At 63.6% G+C, this 11,640-nt stretch carries 10 protein-coding genes, 1 tRNA gene and 1 riboswitch; of the genes, 10 read left to right on the forward strand and 1 reads right to left on the reverse strand.

What is annotated here, in order from left to right:
• The first annotated feature begins 122 nt into the window (after positions 1-122).
• The 10 genes from F8A10_RS01060 to F8A10_RS01105 all read left to right on the forward strand — a co-directional run bounded on the left by F8A10_RS01060 (position 123) and on the right by F8A10_RS01105 (position 10,205).
• Complete coding sequence (locus tag F8A10_RS01060) at positions 123-833, forward strand: response regulator transcription factor (protein ID WP_010397695.1); 711 nt, start codon at positions 123-125, stop codon at positions 831-833.
• On the forward strand, positions 830-2,032 hold the full coding sequence (locus F8A10_RS01065; RefSeq protein WP_010397696.1) for an FIST N-terminal domain-containing protein: 1,203 nt from the start codon (positions 830-832) through the stop codon (positions 2,030-2,032). The genes F8A10_RS01060 and F8A10_RS01065 overlap by 4 nt, the downstream gene beginning before the upstream one ends.
• Positions 2,033-2,035: 3 nt before the next feature.
• Positions 2,036-3,361: an ATP-binding response regulator gene (locus F8A10_RS01070; RefSeq protein WP_010397697.1), complete on the forward strand. Its 1,326-nt coding sequence runs from the start codon at positions 2,036-2,038 to the stop codon at positions 3,359-3,361.
• A gap of 85 nt (positions 3,362-3,446) precedes the next feature.
• Positions 3,447-4,061 (forward strand): hypothetical protein, encoded by a 615-nt coding sequence (locus F8A10_RS01075; RefSeq protein WP_152366512.1) that lies wholly within the window; start codon positions 3,447-3,449, stop codon positions 4,059-4,061.
• Positions 4,058-4,393 (forward strand): hypothetical protein, encoded by a 336-nt coding sequence (locus F8A10_RS01080; RefSeq protein ID WP_010397700.1) that lies wholly within the window; start codon positions 4,058-4,060, stop codon positions 4,391-4,393. Before F8A10_RS01075 ends, F8A10_RS01080 begins: the two co-directional genes overlap by 4 nt.
• 58 nt (positions 4,394-4,451) lie before the next feature.
• The gene (locus F8A10_RS01085) at positions 4,452-5,234 is read left to right on the forward strand and encodes an SDR family oxidoreductase (RefSeq protein ID WP_010397701.1); all 783 of its coding nucleotides are present in this window, start codon (positions 4,452-4,454) and stop codon (positions 5,232-5,234) included.
• Between the two features lie 55 nt (positions 5,235-5,289).
• Positions 5,290-5,379, forward strand: a riboswitch (glycine riboswitch).
• Positions 5,380-5,510: 131 nt separating this feature from the next.
• The gene (gene gcvT, locus F8A10_RS01090; RefSeq protein WP_152366513.1) at positions 5,511-6,623 is read left to right on the forward strand and encodes a glycine cleavage system aminomethyltransferase GcvT; all 1,113 of its coding nucleotides are present in this window, start codon (positions 5,511-5,513) and stop codon (positions 6,621-6,623) included.
• 10 nt (positions 6,624-6,633) lie between these two features.
• Positions 6,634-6,990 carry a glycine cleavage system protein GcvH gene (gene gcvH, locus F8A10_RS01095; RefSeq protein ID WP_010397703.1) on the forward strand — a complete coding sequence of 119 codons (357 nt, stop codon included), beginning with the start codon at positions 6,634-6,636 and terminating at the stop codon, positions 6,988-6,990.
• A gap of 189 nt (positions 6,991-7,179) precedes the next feature.
• Positions 7,180-10,008 carry an aminomethyl-transferring glycine dehydrogenase gene (gene gcvP / locus F8A10_RS01100; RefSeq protein ID WP_152366514.1) on the forward strand — a complete coding sequence of 943 codons (2,829 nt, stop codon included), beginning with the start codon at positions 7,180-7,182 and terminating at the stop codon, positions 10,006-10,008.
• Positions 10,009-10,129: 121 nt separating this feature from the next.
• Positions 10,130-10,205 (forward strand) — tRNA-Ala (locus tag F8A10_RS01105).
• A 500-nt stretch (positions 10,206-10,705) separates the two neighbouring features.
• Here the strand turns inward: F8A10_RS01105 and F8A10_RS01110 are convergent.
• Entirely contained in the window at positions 10,706-11,593 is an 888-nt protein-coding gene (locus F8A10_RS01110) for a LysR family transcriptional regulator (RefSeq protein ID WP_085502723.1), read from the reverse strand.
• Between the last annotated feature and the right edge of the window lie 47 nt (positions 11,594-11,640).

An 11,640-nucleotide genomic window follows, 5' to 3' on the forward strand; every position in this document is an offset into this window, starting at 1 on the left:
TGTAGACAGATGGTACCCGACGGTCCAACAGGCTTGCGCCAGCGGGCTGCGGTCTTAAGATGGCCGCATCAAGGCCGGCTTGCCAATCCCCGGCCCTCTGTCGTTTCTTTGGGAGGAGAACGATGGCCTCAGCCGAAATGCAGTCGCATGACCGTGCCGCAACGCCAAGGCTTACCGCTGACCGAGTCCGCGAAATCCTGATCGTGGACGATCACCCGCTGATGTGTGACGCCTTAGCCCTGACATTGAAGATCAGCTTTGGGCTAAGGAATGTGCGCACTGCGCGCAGCCTGGCTGCCGCGCAAGAGCAGATCCGCAACCAGGGCGCGCCGGATGCGGTGATTCTGGACCTGAACCTGCCGGATGCCAAGGGTGCCGAAGGGCTTGTCATCCTGCGGCGCCAGATCCCGGATGTGCCAATCACCATGATCTCGGCCGATCTGGAAAATGCGATGATCTCGACCGCCATGGCGGCAGGTGCACAGGGCTATATCAGCAAGTCCCTGGGCCGCGAGGCGCTGGTCGACAGCCTGCGCCGCATGTGGGAGGGTGAGCGGGTAACCCCCGACAGCTATCAGCCCGACCATGACGGAGAAGAGGACGCGGCCCGCGCCGAGCTGGCGCGCCGATTCGCAACGCTGACGCCGCAGCAGATGAAAATCCTGCGGCTGATCTGTCAGGGCAAGGCGAACAAGGAAATCAGCTATGAGCTGTCCATCGCCGAGGCCACCGTCAAGACACACATCACCGCGATCATGTCCAAGATCAACGCCCGCCGCCGCACTCAGGCGGTGCTTTTGGCCAATAGCGTCAGGCTGTTCGACCCGGCATGAGCTCTGCCTCGCCCGAACCATGGCCGGGCAGCCGGGGGTCCGGCGAAAACGAGGCCGCCGACCAGCAGGTCAGGCGGCCTCCGCCTGCGCCGATTGCCGTGTCTGAACCGGCCGACGGTCCTGATACCGCGCAGCGCATCGCCGCCGCCATGGCGCCGCTGAAACCGGCGCTGGTTCTGCTTTTCGGCATGCCCGCCGAGGGGCTGCCCGCCCTTGGCACGGCCTTGCGCGAAGCCATGGGCGAGGGGTGCCGTGTCGTCGGCTGCTCATCCGTGGGCGAGATCGGGCCACAGGGCTATTGCGCCAGGACGGTGACGGCGTTGGGTTTTCCTTCGGCCAGTTTCCGGGTCGGGGTCTGCCTTTTGCGCGATCAGGCGCTGGTGCCGGTGTCGGAATGGATGGCGACGCTGCGCAGCTTTCACGCCGATTTCCGCCCTGATCTGCGCCGCTCCAGCTTTGGCGTCCTGCTGGCTGATGCGCTGGCCCGGCAAGAGGATGTGCTGACCGCGACGCTTGATGCGGCGATCCCCGGCCTGCCTATCGTCGGAGGGTCCAGTGCCGAGGGCATGCGCTTTGAGCCGACCTGTCAGATGGTCGATGGCGTGGCCCATCCCGGTGCGGCGCTGTTCTTGCTGATCGAGACCGACCTTGTGGCGACCGAGGTTTCATTCCAGCACTTCAGCCCCACGGACCGGCGCGCGGTGGTGACCGCGGCTGACCGGCACAGCCGTGTCATCCAGCAATTGAACGACGAACCCGCGGCACAGGAATATGCCCGGCTGGCCGGTATCCCCGTCGAGGCCCTGACACCGACCGAATTCGCCCGCCACCCGCTGCTTCTCAAGACCGGGCGGCGCCATCACGTCCGTGCCATCCGTGCGGTTACGCCCGAAGGGGGGCTGCAACTGCTGTCCGGGATCGAGGCCGGCCATATCCTGACCATCGGGCAGGCGATGGACATGACGCGCGGCTTTGCCGAGACGCTGGACGCGCTGCCCCGTCCGCCGCTGATGGTTCTGGGCTTTGACTGCGTGCTGCGGCGACTGGCGCTGGAGCGGGCGGGAATGGACAAGGAGATGTCCGAGCTTTTCGCCCGCTATCGCGTGGCTGGTTTCAACACCTATGGTGAGCAATACAGCGGCATGCATGTGAACCAGACCTTTGTCGGCATGGCGCTGATGCCACCGGCGCCGAGCTGACAGATGTTTCTGCGCGACGACGACAGCCCGCACCGGCGGGTCGAAAAGCTGACACGCATCGCCGATGTGCTGGTCGAACGCATCGACCGGCTTGAGGAAAGCCGCGGCTCGGCATGGTCGATGTTTCAGGCCGCCGTGGCGCTGGAACAAGAGGTTCAGGCCCGTACCCGAGAGCTTGAGCAGGCGCTGGCCGACCTGTCCGAGCGCAACCGTGAACTGGCCGTCGCCCGCGCTGCCGCCGAAGAGGCGAACCGCTCAAAGACCCGCTTTCTGCGCGCGGCAAGCCATGATCTGTTGCAGCCGCTTTCGGCGGCCAAGCTGTTTCTGTCGGCGCTCAAGGACACCTCGCTGGATCCGTTGCAGCGCGAACTGACCGACCGCCTGTCCGGTGCCTTTGAATCGGTCGAAGAGCTGATGCACGCGGTGCTGGATATCTCACGCCTCGACAGTCAGCGCATCGAGTTCCAGCGCAAGCCCGTCGATCTGGGTGAGCTGTTTCGCCGCCTTGCCGTCGAATATGCGCCGATGGCCGAAGCCAAAGGCCTGCGGCTAAGCTTTGCGCCGACCTCGGCGGTGGTGGAAAGCGATCCGACCTTTCTGCGGCGGATTGCGCAGAACCTCATTTCGAATGCGATAAAATACACCGAGCACGGTGGCGTTCTGGTAGGTGTTCGCAAACGTGGTGAGCGCGCCTGGCTGGAAACCTATGACACCGGTATCGGCATTGCCGCCGCAGACCGTGCCCGCATCTTTGATGAGTTTCAGCGCCTGGGGCGCGAAAACAGCGCGCCGGGGATGGGGCTGGGTCTGTCTATCGTGCGCCGTGCCTGTGCCAAGCTTGGCCACCCGATCGCAATGGACAGCGAACCTGGGCGCGGCACCGTGTTCCGTGTCAGCCTGCCGCTGATCTTGGCCGGATGCGAGCCGACGCGGCCCGAGCGGTTTGATACGGCGCCGTTGCTGCGCGGCCTTGTTGCGCTGGTGGTCGAGAATGACGAGGCGATGCGCCGCGCCCTGCAACTGGTGCTCAAGGACCAGCTGGGCATGGTGCCGCGCGTCGCAGGCGGCATTGCCGAGGCGCTGGCGCAGATGGGTGATGAGCCCCCGGATGTGGTGATTGCTGACTACAATCTCGACAATGGTGACACCGGGCTGGATGCGATCATGGCGCTGCGCGAGGCGGCGGGTCGCGCGCTGCCGGCCATCGTCGTTTCGGCCCGGCGTGCCTCGGAACTCAGCCGGGCCTGCGGCCAGATGGGCGTGCCGGTGCTGGAAAAACCGATCCGCCCCGAGGATCTGCTGACCATGCTGCAAAAGCTGCTGACCTAAGACCAAAGCACGAAAGTCCCGGCGGCAGGCTTTCGCCGCGCGTTTCGCGGGGGCAGAGTCGCGAACAGGGAAGGGGAGACATCGCATGAGATTATGGCCGGGCCTTGCGCTGATCGGACTACTGGCCGTGCCGCTATGGGCGGGCGAGGCGGGTGACCTTGTCTTTGCCGACCGCGGCCCCTGGGACCTGTCGCAGGGAGGGCTGACCTGGGTGCTGCGCCAGACCGGGCCCGAGGCAGGGGATTTTAAACCCTTGGGCGAAGGGACGGTTACCTTGCAGGCGGTCACCGACCCTGCTGATGGCAAACCGGTGCTGGAACTGGCCGAAAAGACCGATCGCATCACGCGCCGCATCGGTCCTTTCCCTGTCTCGGGTGGCGATCCGGCGCTGGTGTTCTTTCTGGAAAACACTTCGCGCGATATGGCGATGCTGACCGGTGGCAGCCCCTTTTACATTCGCAACCGGCTCAAGGACGCGCTGTTTCGCGGCGGAGAAGTCCGGCAAGAGGGCGATGCGACCGTGGCGGTTTTTGCCCCTTTTCGCGGTGACCAGAACAGTGGGCGGATGCACGGCTTTGACAGGTTGGAGCTAAGCTTTACCTTTGGTGACCCCAAGCAGCCGATCCGGCGTATGCTGGCGCAGACTGGCCCCCTTGAAGGCGGCCTGCCAGCCTATCGCAGCGAAATGGTGTTGAAATGATCCGGGCAACCCTGACAGCCGCCCTGACGCTTTCGGCCGGCATGGCCTGGGCGCAGGCGGTGAATGATTATCCGACCAATGCGCGGGCCGATTACGTTTTCGTCTGCATGGCGGCGAACGGCCAGACGCGCGAAATGCTGGACAAATGCAGCTGTGCCATAGATCAGATCGCCGAGATCCTGCCCTATGAGGATTACGTCGCGGCCGAGACGGTGCTGGCCATGCGTCAGGTCGGCGGCGAACGTGCCGCTGTCTTTCGCAATATGGGCACCAATGAAAAGGTGGCGAATTTTCACCGTGCCGAGGCCGAGGCCGAGATCCTCTGCTTCTAATCTGGACAATGCCGGCATCCCGCGCTTCCCTGACGGCGAAACGAACAGGAGATAAGCGATGGATCTGGGGATCAGAGGCAAGCGTGGCCTCGTTTGCGCCGCGTCCAAGGGGCTGGGCCGGGCATCCGCCGAGGCCCTGGCCGAGGCAGGGGTTGATCTGGTCATCAACGCCCGCGGGGCCGACGCGCTTGAGGCCGCAGCACACGAAATTGCCACGAAACACGGCGTTTCGGTCACGCCGGTTGCCGCCGATATCACTACCGGGGAAGGCCGCGCCGCCGTGCTTGAGGCGCTGGGTGGGCGGGCCGATATTCTGGTCAATAATGCCGGCGGTCCCCCGCCTGGTGTGTGGACGGACTGGAGCCGGGATGATTTCATTAAAGCCATCGACGCCAATATGCTGACAGCTGTCGCGCTGATGCAGGCCCTTGTGCCCGGTATGATCGAGCGTGGCTGGGGGCGGGTGGTGAACATTACTTCGCAATCGGTGCGCTCGCCCATCCCGGTGCTGGGGCTGTCGAACACTGCCCGTGCGGGCCTGACGGGCTTTGTTGCGGGCATGTCGCGTCAGGTGGCTCCCCATGGTGTGGTGGTGAACAACCTGCTGCCCGGCATTCATGCGACCGACCGCGCGGACAGTCTGGACAGTGGCGTTGCCAAGGCCGAGGGCATCAGCCTTGACGAGGCACGCCGCCGCCGTGAGGCAACGATTCCCGCCCGCAGCTATGGCCAGCCCGAGGATTTCGGCGCGACCTGCGCGTTTCTTTGCAGCCAGCATGCGCGGTTTATCATCGGGCAGAACATCCTGCTTGATGGTGGAGCACTGAACGTCACCGTCTGAGGCTTGCGGGCGGCATTAGCCTCTTGCCAGAATGGTGCCGTCCGGCTACGACAAAAGTAGGAAATCGGGAGACGCTGGCGCACCGCCAGGGCCGAAGGAGCAACCGCCCCGGGAATCTCTCAGGCAAAGGGACCGTTTTCCTATGTACGCTCTGGAGAGAGACGGCATCCGCCGTCCGCCGAAGGGATAACGATCTCAGGCGCCCCCGTTCGGGGTAGGGACAGAGGGGGCATCTAACCGGGCGGGATTGGTCCGCCCGCAAGACAGGGGATGCCCATGGCCGAGCTTCGGCGTACGATGCTGTATGATCTGCACCTTTCGCGTGGCGCGAAGATGGTGCCCTTTGCCGGTTGGGAAATGCCGGTGCAATATCCGATGGGCGTTCTGAACGAGCATCTGCACACCCGCGCCCATGCCGGTCTGTTCGACGTCAGCCACATGGGCCAGGTGATCCTGCGCGGCCCGGGCGTGGCCGAGGCGCTGGAGACGCTGGTGCCGACCGATGTTCTGGGGCTGGCAGAGGGACGGCAGCGCTATGGTCTTTTCACCAATGCTGTGGGTGGCATCCTTGACGATCTGATGATCGCCAATAAGGGCGATCACCTGCTCCTGGTGGTGAACGCTGCCTGCGTGGAACAGGATGTCGGGCATCTGCGTCAGCTTGAGGCGCAGGGCATCTCGGTCGAGCCAGTGACGGATCGCGGCCTGCTTGCCCTGCAGGGCCCCGAGGCGGAGGCGGTTCTGACCCGCCTTGTCCCCGGCGTGGCGGCGATGCGCTTTATGGATGTGGCCGAGTTCGACTGGCAGGGCGCGACACTATGGGTCAGCCGCTCGGGCTATACCGGTGAGGACGGGTTCGAGATCTCGGTCCCCGCCGATCACGCCGTCGCCTTTGCCGAGGCGCTGCTTGCCGAACCCGAGGTGGCGCCGATCGGGCTTGGTGCCCGCGACAGCCTGAGGCTGGAGGCCGGGATGCCGCTTTACGGCCATGACATGGACGCCACCACCACGCCCGGCAAGGCTGGTCTGGGCTGGTCCATTCCGAAGCTGCGCCGCGCGGGCGGTGCACGTTCGGGCGGTTTCCCTGGCGATGAAGAAATTCTGACCGAACTGGCCGATGGTCCGTCGCGTTTGCGCCGCGGTCTGCGTCCGGAAGGGCGTGCGCCGATCCGCGAAGGGGTCGAGATCTTTGACGCGCCCGAGGGCGGCGAATTGCTGGGCCGGGTCTCGTCTGGCGGCTTTGGTCCCTCGACCGGAGGACCGATTGCCATGGCGATCCTGCCGGCCGTTCTGGCCGATGGCACGACGCTTTGGGCCGAGTTGCGCGGCAAGCGCATTCCGGTGGCCATCACCCCGCTTCCTTTCCATCAACCAAGCTACAGGCGCTGAGAGGCCAGGCATGTTGAAATACACCGAAGACCACGAATGGCTGAAACAGGACGGCGATGAGATCATCGTCGGCATCACCGCCCATGCCAGCGACCAGCTGGGGGATGTCGTCTTTATCGAACTGCCCGAGGTCGGCCGCGAAGTCGCAGAGGGCGAAGAGATCGTGGTGATCGAATCAGTCAAGGCGGCCTCGGATATCGTTGCTCCGGTTGCGGGGGTGATCACGGCGGTGAACGAGGGGCTGCCCGATAACCCCGGTGCCGTGAACGCCGATCCTGCGGGAACGTGGTTCTTTCGCATCAAACCGGCCTCGGTCGATCTGTCCGGTTTCATGGACGAGGCGGCCTATCAGGCGCTGATCGGTTGAACTGGCCGGGCCTTGCGGCCCGGTGCCTGCCGGGGCTGACCGCCCCGGCAGGCGGTGGATATTTGAACACGAAAGAAGCCCGGCGGGGCGCCCGGTGGCCGGCCTGTCGAATGAGCGCGAGCCTTGCGCCGGGAATGCGGCGCAGCCTTTCGAAAATCTCTGTGAACATTAGATGCATCGAGGCCTGTGATGGGTAAGTGGACCCCGACCGATTATAATCCCGACGATTTTGCCAATCGCCGCCACATCGGACCTTCGCCGGCCGAGATGGAGGCAATGCTGAAGGTTGTGGGCGCAGCGACGCTGGACGACCTGATCTCTCAGGCCGTGCCGGCGAGCATCCGGCAGGACCAGCCTTTGGACTGGCCGGCCTTGTCCGAGGCGGGATTGCTGCAGCGCATGCGCGAGGTTGCAGCCAGGAACAAGGTCATGACCAGCCTGATCGGGCAGGGCTATTACGGGACCGTGACGCCCCCGGCAGTCCAGCGCAATATCCTTGAAAACCCGGCGTGGTACACCGCCTATACCCCTTACCAGCCCGAGATCGCCCAGGGCCGGCTGGAGGCGCTGCTGAACTTTCAGACCATGGTTGCCGATCTGACCGGTCTGCCGGTGGCGAATGCCAGCCTGCTGGACGAAGCCACCGCCGCGGCCGAGGCGATGGCCATGGCGCAGCGCGTTGCCAAGTCCAGGGCCCGCGCCTTTTTTGTCAGCGAGAACCTGCATCCTCAGACCATTGCCGTGATCGAGACCCGGGCTGCGCCTTTGGGTATCGAGATCATCCGGGGCACGGAATGCGACCCTTCACAGGTCTTTGGCGCGATTTTCCAGTATCCAGGCACCTTTGGTGAGATCCGCGATTATACCGCCGAGATTGCGGCCCTGCACGAGGCAGGCGGGGTCGCGATCATGGCGACCGACCTTCTGGCGCTGTGTCTGCTTAAAGAACCGGGCGCGATGGGCGCTGATATTGCCATCGGCTCGGCGCAGCGCTTTGGCGTGCCCATGGGCTATGGTGGGCCGCATGCTGGCTTTATGGCCTGCCGCGACGAGATGAAGCGTGCCATGCCGGGGCGGATCGTCGGTGTTTCGATCGATGCCAAGGGCAACCGCGCCTATCGCCTTGCTCTGCAAACCCGCGAGCAGCATATCCGCCGCGAAAAGGCGACCTCGAACGTCTGCACCGCGCAGGCGCTGCTGGCGGTGATGGCCTCGTTCTATGCCGTGTTCCACGGGCCGGTCGGGCTGCGCGCCATTGCCCAGCGGGTGCATCTGAATGCTGTCACGCTGGCCGATGCCCTGCGCGCCGCCGGGGCCGAGGTTGAGCCGCAGGCGTTCTTTGACACCATCACCGTGCGGGTCGGCGTGGGGCAAGCAGGCATCCTTGCCGCCGCCCGCCATCGCGGCATCAACCTGCGCAAGGTTGGCAATGACCGGGTCGGCATCTCGGTTGACGAGACGACGGATGCGGATGTTCTGGGCCGTGTGCTGGACGCCTTTGGCATCCCGGCCCCCGCAGAGTCGGCCTCAAGCCCTGCGGTCCCCGAGGCGCTGATCCGCGAAACCGACTACCTGACCCATCCGGTCTTTCATATGAACCGCGCCGAATCCGAGATGATGCGCTATATGCGCCGCCTTTCGGACCGCGATCTGGCGCTGGACCGGGCGATGATCCCTCTGGGCAGCTGCACGATGAAGCTGAACGCGGCGGCCGAGATGATGCCGATCACCTGGCCCGAGTTCGGCGCGCTGCATCCCTTTGCGCCCGAGGATCAGGCCGCCGGCTATCATGAGGTCTTTGCCGATCTGACCGAAAAGCTGTGCGCGATTACCGGCTATGACGCCTTTTCGTTGCAGCCCAACAGCGGTGCGCAGGGGGAATATGCCGGGCTGCTGACCATCGCCGCCTATCACAAGTCCCGCGGGGAAGAGCGTGACATCTGCCTGATCCCGGTTTCGGCCCATGGCACCAACCCTGCCTCGGCCCAGATGGCGGGGATGAAAGTCGTGGTGGTGAAGTCTGCCCCGAACGGCGACATCGACCTTGAGGATTTTGCCGACAAGGCGGCCAAGGCCGGTGATCGGCTGGCGGCGGTGATGATCACCTATCCGTCGACCCATGGCGTGTTCGAGGACACCCTGCGCGAGGTCTGCCGTATCACCCATGATCATGGCGGGCAGGTCTATATCGACGGCGCCAATATGAACGCCTTGGTCGGGTTGGTCCGCCCGGGCGAGATTGGCGGCGACGTCAGCCACCTGAACCTGCACAAGACCTTTGCCATCCCGCATGGCGGCGGCGGACCCGGCATGGGGCCGATCGGGGTCAAGGCGCATCTGGCGCCCTTCTTGCCCGCCGATCCGCGCAACGGTGCGGGGGCGGTGTCGGCCGCGCCATGGGGGTCGGCCTCGATCCTGCTGATCTCATGGGCGTATATCCTGATGATGGGTGGTGCAGGGCTGACGCAGGCAACGCGCGTTGCGATCCTGAATGCGAACTATATCGCCAGCCGCCTTTCAGGGGCCTATCCGGTTCTGTTCATGGGTAACCGTGGGCGGGTGGCGCATGAGTGCATCCTTGATATGCGGCCTTTTCAGGAGCATGGGGTGACGGTGGACGATATCGCCAAGCGGCTGATCGACAACGGCTTCCACGCCCCGACGATGAGCTGGCCTGTCGCCGGCACGTTGATGGTCGAGCCGACCGAGTCAGAGACCAAGGCCGAGATCGACCGGTTGATCACAGCCTTTCTCGCTATCCGGGAAGAGATCGGTGATATCGCTGGGGGTCGGATAAGCGCCGAATCCAGCCCTCTGCGTCATGCCCCGCATACGGTTGAGGATCTGGTGGCGGATTGGGATCGTCCCTATTCGCGTGAGCAGGGCTGCTTCCCGCCCGGGGCTTTCCGGGTGGACAAGTACTGGCCCCCGGTCGGGCGGGTGGACAACGCCTATGGCGACCGCAACCTTGTCTGCACCTGTCCTCCGGTCGAAGACTATGCAGAAGCGGCCGAATGACCCGGCCCCGAGGCCCTGCCGGCACTGCTGGCGGGGCTTTTTTGGCGGTGCGAAAGGCTTGTGTTTCCCTTTCCTCGGCCACTTGACAAGCCCGGGAAGGTAGGCGAGATAGCGCGTCAATGGGGCCGTAGCTCAGTTGGTAGAGCGCATCGTTCGCAATGATGAGGCCAGGGGTTCGATTCCCCTCGGCTCCACCAATTCAATCTGAAAAGATGAATATTTGCCGTTACGTAGGCAGATCTGGTGTTCTCTCTTTCCCCGATTTTTCTCCAATAGCTTACGGAAGGTGGCGGATCGCATGTTGCCGGATTTCGCAGTGCCATTTTCCCAAAATGCCAATTCCATCACATCTTACAGGATGGGGGGGCTGGTAAACTGCTCAAGCAGATCGGGCCGGGACAGGGTGCCGTGACGGTAAACGAGAGGCGGGCACCCCCCGTTGCGAACCGAAGCTGCCCGCGAAGCTGGTATCGGGTAAGGCCTCTCTTGAAGGACAGTGCCACGAAAGACCCTGAACGGTCACTCAGTCTGAAGCGGCTTCAGTGACACGGCAATAAGGAGGAAAAATCGTTTGGCTGAATGCAGAGGTTTGCCCAGGCGATCTGGAAAATGGCTCCGCCAGATGATCCAAGCGCAATGGAATATTCTTTCTGGCGTAATAGCCCACCCCGCATGCCGGGTTGGAAAAACGCGCCATTTAACTCACCCGCTCGGCCGCAAATCTGCTGAACAGCGTCACAAGCTCGTTGCGATTGTCGCGGTGCCATAGCATCGAGACACGGTGCTCGGCCTCGGCCTCTTCAACTTCGATATAGCGGACATTGCTGAATCTGGACCGGCTTAGCGATTGCGGCACCAGTGAGACACCCATGCCCCGACCGACCAGCGCCACCACCGTAAACCAGTGCTGGATATGGTAGCTGGAATAGGGCTGGTTGCCGCAACCGGCCAGCAGGCTGACGATCTTATCATAGAATTGCGGCGCGAATTCGCGGGAAAACAGCAAGACCCGCTCCCCCTCAAGATCAGCAAGCCGGACCCGCCCGCGTCTCGCAAGGCGATGGTCGCGGGGAACGCAGCACATCAGGCGCTCGGTCTCAAGCACATGTTCCGCGATCTGATCGGGCAGGCTGACCGAATGGACAAAGCCCAGATCAATGCTGCGGTTCATCAGCCCCTCGATCTGCTTGATCGTGTTCATCTCGCGCAGTTGCAGCTCGACATCGACGTAGGCCTCGTGAAACTCTTTCAGCGTCGTGTCGAGGTTGCGAAACAGCATCGAGGGCACAAAGGCCACCGTCAGCCGGCCCGAGATCGTCTGCGCGGTTTGCGCGGCCTCGACCTCAGCCGCTTCTAGCTGGGCAAGGATCTGTCGCACATTCTGGGCATAAAGCCGTCCCGCCGGTGTCAGCCGCACGCCGCGCTGATTCCGTTGCAGCAGTTCAAAGCCCAGCTTTTGCTCCAGCTGCTTGAGGCTCGCGCTGAGCGGTGGCTGAGAAATGTGCAATCTTTCGGCCGCCCGGCCAAAGTGCAGCTCTTCGGCCAGAACCAGAAAGTAACGCAATTGTCGCAGGGTAACGGTCATGCCTGATCCGTGATATGGTTTTACGTATCGTATATTAGGTAAATAGT

Origin of the sequence: Paracoccus kondratievae (assembly GCF_009301415.1) — a bacterium.
Classification (GTDB): domain Bacteria; phylum Pseudomonadota; class Alphaproteobacteria; order Rhodobacterales; family Rhodobacteraceae; genus Paracoccus; species Paracoccus kondratievae.

Bases quoted from the DNA above. Each gene is read 5' to 3' on its own strand.
- F8A10_RS01070 (WP_010397697.1), top strand. From the start codon at position 2,036: ATGTTTCTGCGCGACGACGACAGCCCGCACCGGCGGGTCGAAAAGCTG.
- F8A10_RS01080 (WP_010397700.1), top strand. From the start codon at position 4,058: ATGATCCGGGCAACCCTGACAGCCGCCCTGACGCTTTCGGCCGGCATG.
- gcvH (WP_010397703.1), top strand. From the start codon at position 6,634: ATGTTGAAATACACCGAAGACCACGAATGGCTGAAACAGGACGGCGAT.
- F8A10_RS01060 (WP_010397695.1), top strand. From the start codon at position 123: ATGGCCTCAGCCGAAATGCAGTCGCATGACCGTGCCGCAACGCCAAGG.
- gcvP (WP_152366514.1), top strand. From the start codon at position 7,180: ATGGGTAAGTGGACCCCGACCGATTATAATCCCGACGATTTTGCCAAT.
- F8A10_RS01065 (WP_010397696.1), top strand. From the start codon at position 830: ATGAGCTCTGCCTCGCCCGAACCATGGCCGGGCAGCCGGGGGTCCGGC.
- F8A10_RS01085 (WP_010397701.1), top strand. From the start codon at position 4,452: ATGGATCTGGGGATCAGAGGCAAGCGTGGCCTCGTTTGCGCCGCGTCC.
- F8A10_RS01110 (WP_085502723.1), bottom strand. From the start codon at position 11,593: ATGACCGTTACCCTGCGACAATTGCGTTACTTTCTGGTTCTGGCCGAA.
- gcvT (WP_152366513.1), top strand. From the start codon at position 5,511: ATGGCCGAGCTTCGGCGTACGATGCTGTATGATCTGCACCTTTCGCGT.
- F8A10_RS01075 (WP_152366512.1), top strand. From the start codon at position 3,447: ATGAGATTATGGCCGGGCCTTGCGCTGATCGGACTACTGGCCGTGCCG.